This is a genomic window from Streptomyces sp. NPDC002467, assembly GCF_042889825.1.
Taxonomy (GTDB): Bacteria; Actinomycetota; Actinomycetes; order Streptomycetales; family Streptomycetaceae; genus Streptomyces.
In genome coordinates this window covers 457937-473153 of the sequence record NZ_JBIARJ010000001.1, presented here as the reverse complement: position 1 = coordinate 473153, position 15217 = coordinate 457937, and the positions used below count along the sequence as shown (strand labels likewise).

Here is a 15217-nt window from a genome sequence, read left to right as displayed (position 1 = left end):
CTCCCACACCACCCCCCCCCCCAAACCTGGGGGGGTTCTCTAGAACAACAACCCCCCCCCCCCCCCCCGCCGGTCCTGGATCAGGCCTGTGCGGCCCACCACTCCTTGAGGGCGGCGACCGCCGCCTCGCGCTCCATCGGGCCGTTCTCCAGCCGCAGGTCCAGCAGGAACGCGTACGCCTTCCCGATCAGCGGCCCCGGGCCCACGTCCAGCACCCGCATGATCTCGTTGCCGTCCAGATCGGGCCTGATCGCGTCCAGTTCCTCCTGCTCCTTCAGCTGGGCGATGCGCTCCTCCAGCCCGTCATAGGTACGGGAGAGCGCATTGGCCTTGCGCTTGTTGCGCGTGGTGCAGTCGGAGCGGGTCAGCTTGTGCAGACGCTCCAGCAGCGGGCCGGCGTCGCGGACGTAGCGGCGCACCGCGGAGTCGGTCCACTCCCCGTCGCCGTAGCCGTGGAAGCGCAGGTGCAGCTCCACCAGCCGGGACACGTCCTTGATCATGTCGTTGGAGTACTTCAGAGCGGTCAGCCGCTTCTTGGTCATCTTCGCCCCCACCACCTCGTGGTGGTGGAAGGAGACCCGGCCGTCGCTCTCGAAGCGGCGCGTCCGCGGCTTGCCGATGTCATGCAGCAGCGCCGCGAGCCGCAGCACCAGGTCCGGGCCGTCCTCCTCCAGCGCGATCGCCTGCTCCAGCACGATCAGCGAGTGGTCGTAGACGTCCTTGTGCCGGTGATGCTCGTCACGCTCCAGCCGCAGCGCGGGCAGCTCGGGCAGCACCCGGTCGGCCAGCCCGGTGTCCACGAGCAGGCCCAGACCCTTGCGCGGGTTGGCGGACAGGAGCAGCTTGTTCAGCTCCCCCTGCACCCGCTCCGCCGAGACGATCTCGATCCGGTCGGCCATCGCCTTCATCGCCGCCACGACCTCGGGGGCCACCTCGAAGTCGAGCTGCGCCGCGAACCGCGCCGCCCGCAGCATCCGCAGCGGGTCGTCGGAGAACGAGTCCTCCGGCGTACCGGGGGTGCGCAGGACGCCGGCGGCCAGATCCTCCCGGCCGCCGTGCGGGTCGATGAACTCCTGCTCCGGCAGGGCCAGGGCCATGGCGTTGACCGTGAAGTCACGCCGGACCAGGTCCTCCTCGATGGAGTCGCCGTAGGAGACCTCGGGCTTGCGCGAGGTGCGGTCGTACGCCTCGGAGCGGTACGTCGTCACCTCGATCTGGAAGCCGGCCTTCTGGGCGCCGACCGTGCCGAAGGCGATGCCCACGTCCCACACCGAGTCGGCCCAGGGGCGGACGATCTTCAGCACGTCCTCGGGACGGGCATCGGTGGTGAAGTCGAGGTCGTTGCCGAGCCGCCCGAGCAGCGCGTCGCGGACGGACCCGCCGACCAGGGCGAGGCGGAAGCCCGCCTCCTGGAACCGGCGGCCGAGATCGTCGGCGACAGGAGCGACCCGCAGCAGTTCACTGACCGCGCGGCGCTGCACCTGACTCAGGGCACTGGGGTTGTCTTCATTGGCGTTCGGCACAACAGAAAAGGGTACGTGCCCGGCCCGCCAGGGGCTTCCCCGTTTCACGGCGCCCCAGTGCACCGGGAGCCCGGGGCCGAGCCGATCATGTGGAGCAACCGCGCGGCACTCGCGCACAGCGGGCCTCGTTACCATGCGTGGACGCACAAAACGACGACCACTGACTTCGAGGGACGGCTAGCGCGTGGCGGAAGCGGCAGACATCCAGGGGGCGTCCCCCGCCCCTGTCCGGCGCCGCTGGCTGCGGCGCACGATGATCCTGCTCGCAGGGACCCCGGTACTCGCCGCTCTGGTCTACGCCCCCGCCCCGCAGGCCGAAGCGGCCACGGGCCCCTCCGTCGACGTCCAGCTCCTGTCCATGGCTCCCGCCGCACCGGTCAAGGGCGACACCCTCACCATCGAGGGCCTCGTGGTCAACAACGGCTCCGAGACGATCAACGACGCCCACGTGGGCCTGCGCGTCGGGCCCGCGCTCGCGGACCGCTCGTCCATCGGGGAGGCCGCGGAACGCAGCGGTTTCCGGGCGGGCAACGACCCGGGCGAGATCGACCCGGCCTACGCCGTGAAGATCGACCGACTCGCCTCGAAGGTCAGCAGGCCGTTCACCCTCTCCGTCCCGGTCAACAAACTGGAACTGGACAAGGACGGCGTCTACCAGCTCGGCGTCTCCCTGTCCGGGGTGAGCGACAGCCGACCCTCCGAGCAGGTCATGGGCATCAAGCGGACCTTCCTGCCCTGGCAGCCCGAAGCCGCCGCCAAGCGAGCCCAGCTCACCTACGTGTGGCCGCTGATCTCCACCACCCACCTGACCGCCGAGACCGGCTCGGACGAGCTCCAGACCCCCGTCTTCCTCGACGACTCGCTCGCCGAGGAACTCAAGCCCACGGGCCGCCTGGGCCAGATGGTCTCGCTCGGCAAGGAACTCCCGGTCACCTGGGTCATCGACCCCGACCTGCTGGCCACGGTCGACGCGATGACCAAGGGCTACCGGGTCCGAGTCCCGGGCGGCAAGCCCGTCCAGGGCAAGAACAAGGCCGTCGCCGAGCAGTGGCTGAGCAACCTGGAAATCGCGGTCCAGGGCAAGAAGGTCGTCGCCCTGCCCTTCGGCGACCCCGACCTCGCCTCGCTCGCCCACCGCGGCAAGGACGTCTCGGGCAGCCTGGGGCAGCTGCGGCCCGCCACCGACAAGGCGAAGCAGGCCATCGAGACGGTCCTGCACGTCCCCACGACCACGGACTTCTCCTGGCCCGTCGACGGCGCCATAGACCCCTCGATCGTCAACGTCGCCACCTCGGCCGGTGCCCACAACGTCCTGGCCCGCAGCGACAGCCTCCAGGAGAGCGGCGCCCTCGGCTACACGCCCTCCGCCGCCCGGCCCATCGGCGCCGGAGCCACCGCGATCGTCGCGGACGCCGAACTCTCCACCGCCTTCGAGGGCGACATGCTGAGCGCCACGAACTCGACGCTCGCCGTACAGCGCTTCCTCGCCGACAGCCTCGCCCTCAACCTGCAGAAGACGGGGGAGCAGCGCACCTTCGTCGTCGCCCCCCAGCGGATGCCCACCGTCAGCCAGGTGCAGACGATGGCGGCCGCCCTCCGCGGCCTCCAGGCCGGCCGCTGGACCCAGCCGGCCGACCTCGAAGCCGCCGCCGCGGCCAAGCCCGACCCCGGGGCCACCACCCAGGTACCGGGCGCCGGACAGTACCCCGAGGCCCTCGCCAAGCAGGAAATGCCGGTAACGGCCTTCGAGAAGATCCGCACCACCCAGAACACCCTCGACCACTTCAAGGTGATCCTCGCCGCACCCGACCGCGTGGAGATCCCCTTCGGCAACACCACCAACCGGGAGATGTCCACCTCCTGGCGCGGCCGTCCCGAGGCGGCCGGCCCCTACCGGGACCAGGTGCAGGAGTACCTGCTCGGTCTGACGCAGAAGGTCAAGGTCGTCCCGAAGTCCGACGCCACCCTGTCCGGACACAGCGCCACCATTCCGGTCAGCGTCCAGAACAGCCTCGTCCAGGACGTCCACGACCTCGTCCTGCGGGTCAAGTCCGCCAACCCGACCCGCCTGATGTTCGGCGACAGCGGCCAGACCGAACAGCAGGTCGCCGTACAGGGCGACCACACCCAGACCGTGAAGTTCCCCGCCAACGCCACCGCGAGCGGCCCCGTCGAGGTCACCGCGCAGCTCTTCACCAAGGACGGCATCCCCTACGGCGAACCGCGCAAGTTCACCGTGGAGGCCACCGAGGTCACCCCCACCGTCATGCTCGTGATCGCCGGCGGTGTGCTCCTCCTCGTCCTGGCAGGCATGAAGATGTACGCCAGCCGCAAGCGCGTAGCGGCCCGCGCGGCCGCCGAGGAGAGCACGCAGCCGAGTGACGAGTCCCCGGACACCGGACCGCAAAGCGTGGACGGGTCCGGCACGGGTGAGACAGTGAACCGTTGAGCGATACCGTGGCCGGCCGGCCTGGGGACGATGAGGTGGGGTTTCGATGAACGCGCCGTACGACGGTGACCGCGCGCAGGGCACTGGCGGGCCCGCGCCCTCCCAGGGCACTGCCGAGGGCACCCCGGTGCCCGGGCAGGTTCCCGCGCCCGCGCCCGCGCCGGACCACGACCCGTATGTCCAGGACGCCTACGACAACGACCCGTACCGGGCGCAGGACCTCTCCGCCCAGGACCCGGTCGCCGAGGTGCTCTACGACCGCGCCTCGCACCCGCCGCCGCCCCCCGGCACCTTCCAGGAGCCCGGCCCGCTGTACGCGGCGCCCACCGCGCCCTCCTACGCGCCCGACTCCCGCGTGTGGGCCCAGACCCCGCCGCCCGAGCCGGACGGCCCCTCCCGCCACCTGCCGTACGGCGACCACGCCACCACCACGCAGTTCGTCGGCGTGGACTCCCTGGTCACCAACGCCGCGGACGAGCAGCCCGAGCCCGACGCGTTCGCGCACCTCTACCGCGACCAGGAGGCGGCCCCCCGCACCCCCGCCGAGGACGCCCCCGTCGCGGCCCCCGCACCCAGCAAGCCCGCCGGACGCGCCGCGAGCCTCCTCAAGTCCAGCGCGCTCATGGCCGCCGGCACGATCGTCTCCCGCATCACCGGCTTCCTGCGGACCCTGGTCATCGCCGGCGCCATCGGCGTCGGCACCTTCAACGACACCTACCAGGTCGCCAACACCCTGCCCACGATGATCTACGTGCTGGTCGGCGGCGGCGCCCTCAATGCCGTCTTCATCCCGCAACTGGTCCGGGCCATGAAGAACGACGACGACGGAGGAGAGGCCTACGCCAACCGGCTGCTGACCCTCGTCGTGGTCCTGCTGGCCGCCGTCACCACCATCTGCGTCCTGGCCGCCCCGGTGTTCATCACGATGATGTCGCCGAAGATCGCCTCCGACCCCGCCCAGATGGACGTCGCGGTCGCCTTCGCCCGCTACTGCCTTCCGACGATGTTCTTCATGGGCGTCCACGTGGTGCTCGGTCAGATCCTCAACGCCCGAGGCCGCTTCGGCGCCATGATGTGGACCCCGGTCCTCAACAACATCGTCGTCATCGCCACCTTCGGCGCCTTCATCTGGGCCTTCGGCAGCTTCACCACCTCCGGCGTCAACGCCACCACCGTCACCGCCGAAGGCGTCCGCCTGCTGGGCCTGGGCACCCTGCTGGGCCTCACCGTCCAGGCCCTCGCGATGCTGCCGTACCTGCGCGACGCCGGCTTCTCCCCGCGCCTGCGCTTCGACTGGAAGGGCCACGGCCTCGGCAAGGCCGCCCGCCTGGCCAAGTGGACGTTCTTCTTCGTCCTCGCCAACCAGGTCGGCCTCGTCGTCGTCACCCAGCTCGCCACCTGGGCCGGATCCGTCGCCGAGAAGCAGGGACACCCCGGCACCGGCATCACCGCCTACAACTACGCGCTGCTGCTGTGGCAGATGCCGCAGGCGATCATCACCGTCTCCGTCATGACGGCCGTCCTGCCCCGCATCTCCCGCTCCGCCCACGACGGCGACGCCGCCGCCGTCCGCGACGACATCTCCTACGGACTGCGCACCTCGGCCGTCGCGATCGTCCCCTGCGCCTTCGCCTTCCTCGCCCTCGGCGTCCCCATGGCCACCCTGCTCTACGCGGGCTCCGGCGCGGGCGCCCAGAACATCGGGTACGTCCTGATGGCCTTCGGCCTCGGACTGATCCCCTACTCCGTCCAGTACGTCGTCCTGCGCGGCTTCTACGCCTACGAGGACACACGGACGCCCTTCTACAACACCGTCATCGTCGCCGCCGTCAACGCGGCCGTCTCCACCGCCGCGTTCTTCGTGCTCCCCGCACGCTGGGCCGTCGTCGGCATGGCCGCGGCCTACGGCCTCGGCTACGCCGTGGGCGTGGGCGTCGCCTGGCGCCGCCTCAAGACCCGCCTCGGCGGCGACCTCGACGGCGCCCACGTGGCCCGCACCTACGCCCGCCTCACCGGCGCCTGCGTCCCCGCAGCCGCGGTCGCCGGAGCCGTCGCCTACGGAGTCACCCAGGCACTGGGCAGCGGAGTCGGCGGTTCGGCCGCGGCCCTCATCGCCGGCGGCATCGCTCTGGCCGCCGTCTTCCTCCTCGCCGCCAAGCGGATGCGGATCGAAGAGCTCAACGCGATGGTCGGAATGGTCCGCGGGCGTTTGGGGCGCTGATGCGCACAACCGTCGCCCCCTTTCGTGTGTCGTGCATAGCGTCGGACTGTGGGCACAATTGGCATGGCTTCGCAGACTGGCCGACAGCGCGTAACGGATGGGGAGGCGGGAACGACGGTGGCGGAACGTAGCACGGCTGCCGTCGACGTGGCCGACAACAGCGGCGACGAGCCGCTGGCCGCTCAGGCGGCACAGGTCACGGCCGACGGGGTGGACACCCAGAACGGACGAGCCGCGGACGGACCCATGCCCGAAAAGGACGGCGAACGCAGCAGCGCGGCCCCTGCGGCCGCACCCGAACTCCACAGCGGCCACAAGCTCGCCAGACGCTACCGGCTCGAGGAGTGCGTCACCCGTCTGGACGGATTCAGCAGCTGGCGTGCGATGGACGAGAAACTGCGCCGCGCCGTGGGCGTCCACCTGCTCCCCGCCGACCACCCCCGGGCCCGCTCCGTCCTGGCCGCCGCCCGCTCCTCCGCCCTGCTCGGCGACCCCCGGTTCGTCCAGGTCCTCGACGCCGTGGAGGAGAACGACCTCGTCTACGTCGTCCACGAGTGGCTCCCCGACGCCACCGAACTCACCTCGGTGCTCGCCGCGGGCCCCCTGGAACCCCACGAGGCCTACCAGCTCGTCCACCAGGTCTCCCAGGCCATGACCGCCGCGCACCGCGAGGGTCTCGCCCACCTGCGCCTGACGCCCAGCGCGATACTGCGCACCTCCACCGGCCAGTACCGCATCCGCGGCCTCGCCGTGAACGCGGCCCTGCGCGGCATCACCAGCGAGACCCCGCAGCGCGCCGACACCGAGGCCATCGGCGCACTCCTGTACGCCGCCCTGACCCAGCGCTGGCCGTACGAGAGCGACGCCTACGGCCTCACCGGCCTGCCCAAGGGCGTCGGCCTGATCGCCCCCGACCAGGTCCGCGCCGGCGTCCACCGCGGCCTGGGCGAGCTCGCCATGCGCGCCCTCGCCAACGACGGGGCCACCGCCTCCAGCCAGGAACCCGCCTGCACCACCCCCGAGGAGCTGGCCAAGGCCGTTGCCGCGATGCCCCGCATCCGGCCCCCGGAGCCCGCCTTCACCGCCCCTCCGGAGTACCAGCAGACCACCTACCAGCAGGGCAGCTACGGCCGCCCCGTCCCGGCGGGCGTCACCACCGTCCAGAGCCGGCCCGTCGCCCCGCCGCCGCCCCCGCTGCAGAGCCGCACCGGCCGCGCCCTGAAGTGGGGCGTCGCGGCCCTGCTCATCGCCGCCCTCGGCCTGGGCAGCTGGCAGCTCGCGGACCGACTCCTGGGCCGCGGCACCCAGGGCGAGAGCGGCAGCAGCAACAACCAGCCCAAGAACAACGACGCCCCGAAGGCACCGGAGCTCGTCACTCTGCCGATCAAGAAGGCCGAGGAGTACTACCCGGACGGCAAGCCGCAGAACATCGAAGGTGCCGCGAACAGCATCGACGCCGACGAGAACTCCTTCTGGCGGACCTACAAGTTCGACGACGGTCCCGACATGGGGGACTACAAGGAGGGCCTCGGCCTCGTCTTCGACCTGGGGTCGGAAGAGGAAGTGAGCGCCGCTTCCATAGCGCTCAGGTTCCCCGGCAACCACACGACCGCGGCGATCTACGCGGCACCCGACATGACCTCTTCGACCCACGTCAAGAGCATGCAGAAGATCGCCTCCGGCACCACCTCCGGCAAGAAGCTCGACCTCGCGGCCGAGACCCCGGTCAAGACGCGCTACGTCGTCCTGTGGATCACGGCCATGCCGAAATCCGGCGCCACCGAGTTCAGCGGCGCGGGCTACAAGCAGGGCGTCTCCAACGTCGTCTTCTCCAAGAACGGCTAGCACCGGCCACTCCGCGCACGAGGAAACGGGGCTGCCGGGAACCCATCCCCGCGGCCCCGCAGCCTGCTTCAATACCTGCACGGCGCCGACCAGGAGGGGGAAGCATGAGGTCTGCGGCTGACGACCCCACCTCCGCCAAGGACGAGGAGCTCCTGGCGCGGCACGTTGCCGGCGATCCCGATGCCTTCGGGGAGCTCGTGCGCCGGCACCGGGACCGGCTGTGGGCCGTGGCGCTGCGGACGCTCGGGGACCGGGAAGAGGCCGCCGACGCCGTGCAGGACGCCCTCGTCTCCGCCTACCGGGCCGCCCACACCTTCCGCGGGGAATCCGCCGTCACCACCTGGCTCCACCGCATCACCGTCAACGCCTGCCTCGACCGCGCCCGCAAAGCCGCCTCCCGCAGGACCGCGCCCCTCGACGACACGGACCGCCTGGAGCGCCTCCTCGAGCCCCACGAGTCCGCCGAGGCCCCCGCGGAGCGCCAGGACCTCCACCGCCAGCTCCTGGCCGCCCTCGGCACCCTCCCGGCCGAACAACGGGCCGCCCTCGTCCTCGTCGACATGCAGGGATACTCCGTCGCCGAAGCCGCCCACGTCCTCGACGTACCCACCGGCACCGTCAAAAGCAGGTGCGCCCGCGGCCGCGCCAAACTCGTCCCGATCCTCACTCATCTGCGCACCAATGCCGGGGATAACACCGCCACCGAGCGGGGAAGGAACCGGACGCCGGGGACTCCCGTCCCACCTGCGACAGAACCCCGGCAACCAGACCAAGACGCAGACCCAGTGAAGGGCGGAGGTGGACGACCGTGAGCCCCACAGCCGACACGACCGGCACGATCCGACACCCGGACGTCTCGGAGATCTCCGACCTCACCGAAGGGCTCCTCTCGCCGTCCCGCACCGCCGAGATCCGCAGCCACCTCGACGACTGCTCCCTGTGCGCCGACGTCCGCGCCTCCCTCGACGAGATCCGCTCCCTCCTCGGCACCCTCCCCGGACCAGCCCGGATGCCCGCCGACATCGCCGGCCGCATCGACGCCGCCCTCGCCGCCGAAGCACTCCTCGACGCCACCCGCGACAAGGAAAGCCGACGGCCCGCACCCCGGCCCCGCACCCCCGCTCCCGCCGGTGTTTCACGTGAAACACCGGCCCCCCAGCGCCCCACCGGTCACCCGACCGGCCCAACCGGACCGGGACGGCGCCGCGCCCGCCGCCGCATCGCCGTCTTCACCGGACTCGCCACGGCCGCCGCCTGCGCCCTCGGCATCTTCCTCTTCAGCGACCTCACCGGCGCCCCGGAGCACAGCACCGCCGCCCGCACCCCGGCCTCCAGGTCCGACGCCGCGGCGTCCGCCGACACCTACACCGCACAGGGCCTCCAGGACAGCGTCCGGCGCCTCCTCCCTCCGGAGCCGGGCGCCAAGACCGCACCGGAGGAGCAGAACAACACCCTGGGGCTCGACAACCCCTCCGCGGCCCCCGGCGACCGGCGTGCCCCGGGGCCCGTCCCCGCCTGCGTCCAGCACGCCACGGGCCGCCCGGACACCCCGCTCGCCTCCGAGCGCGGCAGCTACCAGGGAGCCCCCGCCTACCTCCTCGTCCTGCCCCACCCCGGCGACCCCGCGAGCATCGACGCCTACCTCGTCGACACCTCCTGCGAGACCACCGGTTCGCCCACCGGAAAGCTCCTCCTGACGAACACCTACCCCCGAACCTGAGCCGTTCAGGTCCACGGGGGACAGCCGGGGAATGCATGCGCCTTAGGATCCGTTGGGTGGGGTGAGAGTCCGCACCGGCCCCCGGTAGGCAACACGCAGTCCGCAGAGACGAGGAAGAAACCCGTGAGCGACGTACGAAACGTGATCATCATCGGCTCCGGGCCGGCCGGATACACCGCCGCCCTGTACACCGCACGCGCTTCGCTCAAGCCGCTGGTCTTCGAAGGTGCCGTCACCGCCGGTGGCGCACTGATGAACACCACCGAGGTGGAGAACTTCCCCGGCTTCCAGGACGGGATCATGGGCCCCGACCTCATGGACAACATGCGCGGCCAGGCCGAGCGGTTCGGCGCCGAGCTCGTCCCGGACGACATCGTCTCCGTGGACCTCACCGGTGAGATCAAGACCGTCACCGACACCGCCGGCACCGTCCACCGCGCCAAGGCCGTCATCGTCACCACCGGCTCCCAGCACCGCAAGCTCGGCCTGCCCAACGAGGACGCCCTCTCCGGCCGCGGCGTCTCCTGGTGCGCCACCTGCGACGGGTTCTTCTTCAAGGACCACGACATCGCCGTCGTCGGCGGCGGCGACACCGCGATCGAGGAAGCGACCTTCCTCTCCCGGTTCGCCAAGTCCGTCACGATCGTGCACCGCCGCGACAGCCTGCGCGCCTCCAAGGCCATGCAGGACCGCGCCTTCGCCGACCCGAAGATCAAGTTCGCCTGGGACAGCGAGGTCGCCGAGATCCACGGCGAACAGAAGCTCTCCGGCCTCACCCTGCGCAACACCAAGACCGGTGAGACCAGCGAGCTGCCCGTGACCGGCCTCTTCATCGCCGTCGGCCACGACCCGCGCACCGAGCTGTTCAAGGACCAGCTGGAGCTCGACGAAGAGGGCTACCTCAAGGTCGACGCCCCCTCCACCCGGACCAACGTCACGGGCGTCTTCGGCGCCGGCGACGTCGTGGACCACACCTACCGTCAGGCCATCACCGCCGCGGGCACCGGCTGCTCCGCCGCCCTCGACGCCGAGCGCTTCCTCGCCGCCCTCGCGGACGCCGAGAAGGCCCACGCCGCAGTCTGACCCTCACGCCAGCCCCACCCCAACACCCCGCAGGAATGAAGAAGGAGGCCGCAGTGGCCGGCACCCTCAAGAACGTGACCGACGCAGACTTCGACGCCGAGGTCCTCAACAGCGACAAGCCCGTACTGGTGGACTTCTGGGCCGCCTGGTGCGGTCCGTGCCGCCAGATCGCGCCGTCCCTCGAGGCCATCGCCGCCGAGTACGGCGACCAGATCGAGATCGTCAAGCTCAACATCGACGAGAACCCGGCCACCGCCGCGAAGTACGGCGTCATGTCCATCCCGACGCTGAACGTCTACCAGGGCGGCGAGGTCGCCAAGACCATCGTCGGCGCGAAGCCGAAGGCCGCCATCCTGCGCGACCTCTCCGACTTCGTCGAGGTCAAGACCGCCTGACGCGTCACCGCTCCACGTGAAACGGGGCCGCCCCTCCCAGGGGCGGCCCCGTTTCACACGTTCGGGGACTCACAGCGGGCGCAGCGCAGGCTCCTTACGCGCCCTCGCCCCACCCAACAAGCGGTCCAGGGCCAGCTCGACGTCCTCCTTCCAGGACAACGTCGTGCGCAGTTCAAGCCTCAGCCGGGGATGAGAGGGATGCGGACGGACGGTCTTGAACCCCACCGACAGCAGATGGTCGGCCGGCAACAGACAGGCGGGCCCCTCCCACCTCGCGTCGCCGAACGCCTCGATCGCCCTGAACCCCCGCCGCAGCAAGTCCTTCGCCACCGTCTGGACCATCACCCGACCCAGACCCTGCCCCTGATACCCCGGCATGATCCACGCCGTGATCAGCTGCACCGCATCCGGAGACACCGGGCTCGTCGGAAAGGAAGCAGCTCTCGGCACGTACGCCGGCGGCGCGTACAACACGAACCCCACCGGGACCTCGTCCACGTAGACCACCCGGCCACAAGAACCCCAGTCCAACAGGACGGCGGAGATCCAGGCCTCCTTCTCCACCTCCGCTGTCCCCGCCTTCACGGCGGCCCCACCGGTGACGGGATCCAGCTCCCAGAACACACAGCTCCTGCAACGCCTGGGCAGGTCCCGGAGGTTGTCCAGCGTGAGCGGTACCAGCCGACGACCCATGACCACATCGTAAGCACAGCCCCCTGCTTCTTCGAGTGCGGACATCTCGAAGAAGCAGGGGGCTGCAAAAGGAACCTGCGGGAACTACTCCTCGGAAAGACCCTGCTCCAGCACCCGGCCCTCGCCCGGCGCCAACGTCCCCAGAATCCGCTCCAGATCCTCCATCGAGGCGAACTCGACGGTGATCTTGCCCTTCTTCTGGCCCAGGTCCACCTTCACCCGAGTCTCGAACCGATCCGACAGCCGCGTCGCCAGCTCACTCAGAGCCGGAGCCACCCGGGCACCCGCACGCGGACCCTTCGGCTTCACCTTGCTCGGAGGCTCCGCCGCCATCAGCGTCGTGATCTCCTCGACCGTACGCACCGACAGCCCCTCGGACACGATCCGCTGCGCCAGCAGGTCCTGCTGCTCGGAGTCCTCCACCTTCAGCAGCGCCCGTGCATGCCCCGCCGACAGCACACCCGCCGCCACCCGGCGCTGCACCGACGGCGACAAGTTGAGCAGCCGCAGCGTGTTCGACACCTGAGGACGCGAACGTCCGATCCGGTCGGCCAGCTGGTCGTGCGTGCAGTTGAAGTCCCGGAGCAGCTGGTCGTACGCGGCAGCCTCTTCCAGCGGATTCAGCTGCGCCCGGTGCAGGTTCTCCAACAGAGCGTCCAGCAGGAGCTTCTCGTCGTCCGTCGCCCGGATGATCGCCGGAATGCTCTCCAGCCCGGCCTCCCGGCACGCCCGCCAGCGCCGCTCGCCCATGATCAGCTCGTAGCGGCCCGGCGTCGACTGCCGCACCACCACCGGCTGGAGCAGACCCACCTCCTGAATGGAGGTCACCAGCTCAGCCAGCGCATCCACGTCGAACACCTCACGCGGCTGACGCGGGTTCGGCGTGATCGCGTCCATCGGGAGCTCCGCGAACGTCGCTCCCGCCACCACGTTCGCCTCGGGCACCGACACCGGCTCACTCACCGGCTCGACGGCAACCGATGTTTCACGTGAAACATCCGCCTGCGCCAGCGAAGCGAGCTTCGCCGCCGCGACCCCCCGCTCCGAAGGCAGCACCGGCACCGCAGACGGAGAAGTCGACCCCGCACCGATCACCGGCGGTGTCTTCTCCTGCGGAGCCGCGGGGATCAGCGCACCCAGCCCCCGCCCCAGGCCTCTACGTCGATCGCTCACTGGATCCCCTCCGCCACACTCTGCGTGCTGTTCAGGCCCGCGCCCATATGGGCTTGCTGGGCGTCGTACTGCATTCCGACCCCGCGATACGCGATCTCCCGCGCCGCCTCCAGGTAGGAGAGGGAACCACTGGAACCCGGGTCATAGGTGAGCACCGTCTGCCCGTAGCTCGGCGCCTCCGAGATGCGCACCGAGCGCGGGATGCTCGTCCGCAGCACCTCATTGCCGAAGTGCGTGCGCACCTCCTCCGCCACCTGCGAAGCCAGCCGGGTCCTGCCGTCGTACATCGTCAGCAGGATCGTCGACACGTGGAGCGTCGGGTTCAGATGGGCCCGCACCAGATCCACATTGCGCAGCAGCTGGCCCAGACCCTCAAGCGCGTAGTACTCGCACTGGATCGGGATCAGCACCTCCGCACCGGCCACCAGCGCGTTCACCGTCAGCAGCCCCAGTGAGGGCGGGCAGTCGATCAGGATGTAGTCCAGAGGCTGCTCGTACGCCTGGATCGCGCGCTGCAGCCGGCTCTCCCTCGCCACCAGCGACACCAGCTCGATCTCCGCACCCGCCAGGTCGATCGTGGCCGGAGCACAGAAGAGGCCCTCCACATCCACCACGGGCTGCACGACCTCCAGCAGGGGCCGACTGTCCACGAGCACGTCATAGATCGACGGCACGTCCGCGTGGTGGTCGATACCCAGAGCCGTGGAGGCATTGCCCTGCGGGTCGAGGTCGACCACCAGGACCCGCGCCCCGTGCAGGGCCAGCGAGGCCGCCAGGTTCACGGTCGTCGTGGTCTTGCCCACGCCGCCCTTCTGGTTGGCGACCACGATGACCCGGGTCTGCTCCGGCCGGGGAAGCTTCTCACCGGACCGCCCCAGCGTCTCGACCGCCAGCTGGGCGGCTCGGCCGATCGGGGTCTCGTTGTCTACAAGGGGCGCCGATGTTTCACGTGAAACATCCTCGCCCGGTGATTCAGAGCGGGGACCGGGGACCGGGTCGGCCATCGGCCCCGCGAGGTTGGCGTCGGACCGCACGGTGTCACTCTCCTCGACATCAGGCTCGCGATGAACAGAGCCTGCCATGTCACCCGGCTCGCGAACCAGCGGGGCCCTTACTCCTGTGGATGAATCCACCGATGTGGACAACTCCGTCCCCCTCGCGTCCTTCTTCTCGCGGGGGGACGCAGCCGCGCGACCGCGGCTGATGATTCCGTGCAGCAGAGAGCGACGTTTCACGTGAAACACGATGCCCGGACGGAGTCTTCAGGCCCCTACGACACTCCGAAATCCATACCTATAGGGCCCAACACCGCAGAAATCGATGCCGAAACCCAGAAGGGCCCCGTCACATCAGCGGCGCCGGCGCGCGCGGCTCACCCGGGCAGCCTTAGCCCGCTTGGCCGCAAACCTCACCCCACCGGGGCTTTCTCCCACCTCGACCCGCACGACCGTGGACAGGGGATCCACAACGCCCTCACCCACATGAAGAACCGAGGTCTTCACCACACCGAGCTTCGCCAGCGCGGTCTTCGCGCTCACCAGCTCCTCCTCGGCGGTATCACCCTTGAGCGCCAGCATCTCCCCGTACGGACGCAGCAGGGGAACACCCCAGCCGGCCAGCCGGTCCAGCGGAGCCACCGCACGAGCCGTCACCACATGCACAGGCTGCACCTTGCCGAGGACCTCCTCGGCACGCCCGCGCATCACCGTGACGTGATCCAGGCCCAGCAGCTCGACGGCCTCCTGGAGGAAGTTCGTCCGCCGCAGCAACGGCTCCAGCAGCGTGATCTTCAGATCCCGGCGCACCAGAGCCAGCGGGATACCGGGCAGACCGGCCCCCGAACCCACATCGCACACGGTGACGCCCTGGGGCACCACCTCCGAGAGCACCGCGCAGTTCAGCAGGTGCCGCTCCCACAGTCGCGGCACCTCACGCGGCCCGATGAGGCCCCGCTTGACTCCCGCGTCCGCCAGCAGCTCCGCATACCGCACAGCTTCCGGGAAAAACTCACCGAACACCGCACGCGCCTCTTCGGGCGCCGGGGGAAGCTCAGCTGCCTCCGTCACGGGGACCGTCCTTCCGTACCGCATGGTTTCTCACATGCCAGGCTGACAA

The 15217-nt window shown here is 70.3% G+C and carries 12 protein-coding genes; 7 read left to right on the top strand and 5 right to left on the bottom strand.

What is annotated here, in order from left to right:
• Positions 1-80: 80 nt before the first annotated feature.
• Entirely contained in the window at positions 81-1523 is a 1443-nt protein-coding gene (locus ACFYYJ_RS02230) for a CCA tRNA nucleotidyltransferase (protein ID WP_385124675.1), read from the bottom strand.
• A gap of 184 nt (positions 1524-1707) precedes the next feature.
• On the opposite strand from ACFYYJ_RS02230, the gene ACFYYJ_RS02225 reads away from it, so the two are divergent.
• From ACFYYJ_RS02225 to trxA, 7 genes are all read left to right on the top strand, one after another.
• Complete coding sequence (locus tag ACFYYJ_RS02225; RefSeq protein ID WP_389127786.1) at positions 1708-3972, top strand: DUF6049 family protein; 2265 nt, start codon at positions 1708-1710, stop codon at positions 3970-3972.
• A 46-nt stretch (positions 3973-4018) separates the two neighbouring features.
• Positions 4019-6193, top strand: coding sequence for a murein biosynthesis integral membrane protein MurJ (murJ, locus tag ACFYYJ_RS02220; protein WP_389127784.1), 2175 nt, complete (start codon positions 4019-4021; stop codon positions 6191-6193).
• 117 nt (positions 6194-6310) lie between these two features.
• Positions 6311-8038 (top strand): protein kinase family protein, encoded by a 1728-nt coding sequence (locus ACFYYJ_RS02215; RefSeq protein ID WP_385364103.1) that lies wholly within the window; start codon positions 6311-6313, stop codon positions 8036-8038.
• 104 nt (positions 8039-8142) lie between these two features.
• Entirely contained in the window at positions 8143-8850 is a 708-nt protein-coding gene (gene sigM, locus ACFYYJ_RS02210; protein ID WP_385124680.1) for an RNA polymerase sigma factor SigM, read from the top strand.
• Positions 8847-9758, top strand: coding sequence for a hypothetical protein (locus ACFYYJ_RS02205; protein WP_385124682.1), 912 nt, complete (start codon positions 8847-8849; stop codon positions 9756-9758). The genes sigM and ACFYYJ_RS02205 overlap by 4 nt, the downstream gene beginning before the upstream one ends.
• 123 nt (positions 9759-9881) lie before the next feature.
• Positions 9882-10841 carry a thioredoxin-disulfide reductase gene (trxB, locus tag ACFYYJ_RS02200; RefSeq protein WP_385364105.1) on the top strand — a complete coding sequence of 320 codons (960 nt, stop codon included), beginning with the start codon at positions 9882-9884 and terminating at the stop codon, positions 10839-10841.
• A gap of 53 nt (positions 10842-10894) precedes the next feature.
• Complete coding sequence (gene trxA / locus ACFYYJ_RS02195; RefSeq protein ID WP_384747855.1) at positions 10895-11236, top strand: thioredoxin; 342 nt, start codon at positions 10895-10897, stop codon at positions 11234-11236.
• Positions 11237-11305: 69 nt separating this feature from the next.
• Here the strand turns inward: trxA and ACFYYJ_RS02190 are convergent, their stop codons facing one another.
• From ACFYYJ_RS02190 to rsmG, 4 genes are all read right to left on the bottom strand, one after another.
• A complete protein-coding gene (locus tag ACFYYJ_RS02190) occupies positions 11306-11929 on the bottom strand; it encodes a GNAT family N-acetyltransferase (protein WP_389127779.1) in 624 nt (207 codons plus the stop codon).
• 84 nt (positions 11930-12013) lie between these two features.
• On the bottom strand, positions 12014-13102 hold the full coding sequence (locus tag ACFYYJ_RS02185; RefSeq protein WP_389127776.1) for a ParB/RepB/Spo0J family partition protein: 1089 nt from the start codon (positions 13100-13102) through the stop codon (positions 12014-12016).
• Positions 13099-14184, bottom strand: a complete 1086-nt coding sequence (locus tag ACFYYJ_RS02180) for an AAA family ATPase (protein WP_385124690.1) — start codon at positions 14182-14184, stop codon at positions 13099-13101. Before ACFYYJ_RS02180 ends, ACFYYJ_RS02185 begins: the two co-directional genes overlap by 4 nt.
• Positions 14185-14451: 267 nt before the next feature.
• Positions 14452-15192, bottom strand: a complete 741-nt coding sequence (gene rsmG / locus ACFYYJ_RS02175) for a 16S rRNA (guanine(527)-N(7))-methyltransferase RsmG (protein ID WP_384580225.1) — start codon at positions 15190-15192, stop codon at positions 14452-14454.
• Between the last annotated feature and the right edge of the window lie 25 nt (positions 15193-15217).

Coding starts and splice junctions, on each gene's coding strand:
- rsmG (WP_384580225.1), bottom strand. CDS start 15,192: ATGCGGTACGGAAGGACGGTCCCCGTGACGGAGGCAGCTGAGCTTCCC.
- ACFYYJ_RS02190 (WP_389127779.1), bottom strand. CDS start 11,929: ATGGGTCGTCGGCTGGTACCGCTCACGCTGGACAACCTCCGGGACCTG.
- ACFYYJ_RS02180 (WP_385124690.1), bottom strand. CDS start 14,184: ATGGCAGGCTCTGTTCATCGCGAGCCTGATGTCGAGGAGAGTGACACC.
- murJ (WP_389127784.1), top strand. CDS start 4,019: ATGAACGCGCCGTACGACGGTGACCGCGCGCAGGGCACTGGCGGGCCC.
- sigM (WP_385124680.1), top strand. CDS start 8,143: ATGAGGTCTGCGGCTGACGACCCCACCTCCGCCAAGGACGAGGAGCTC.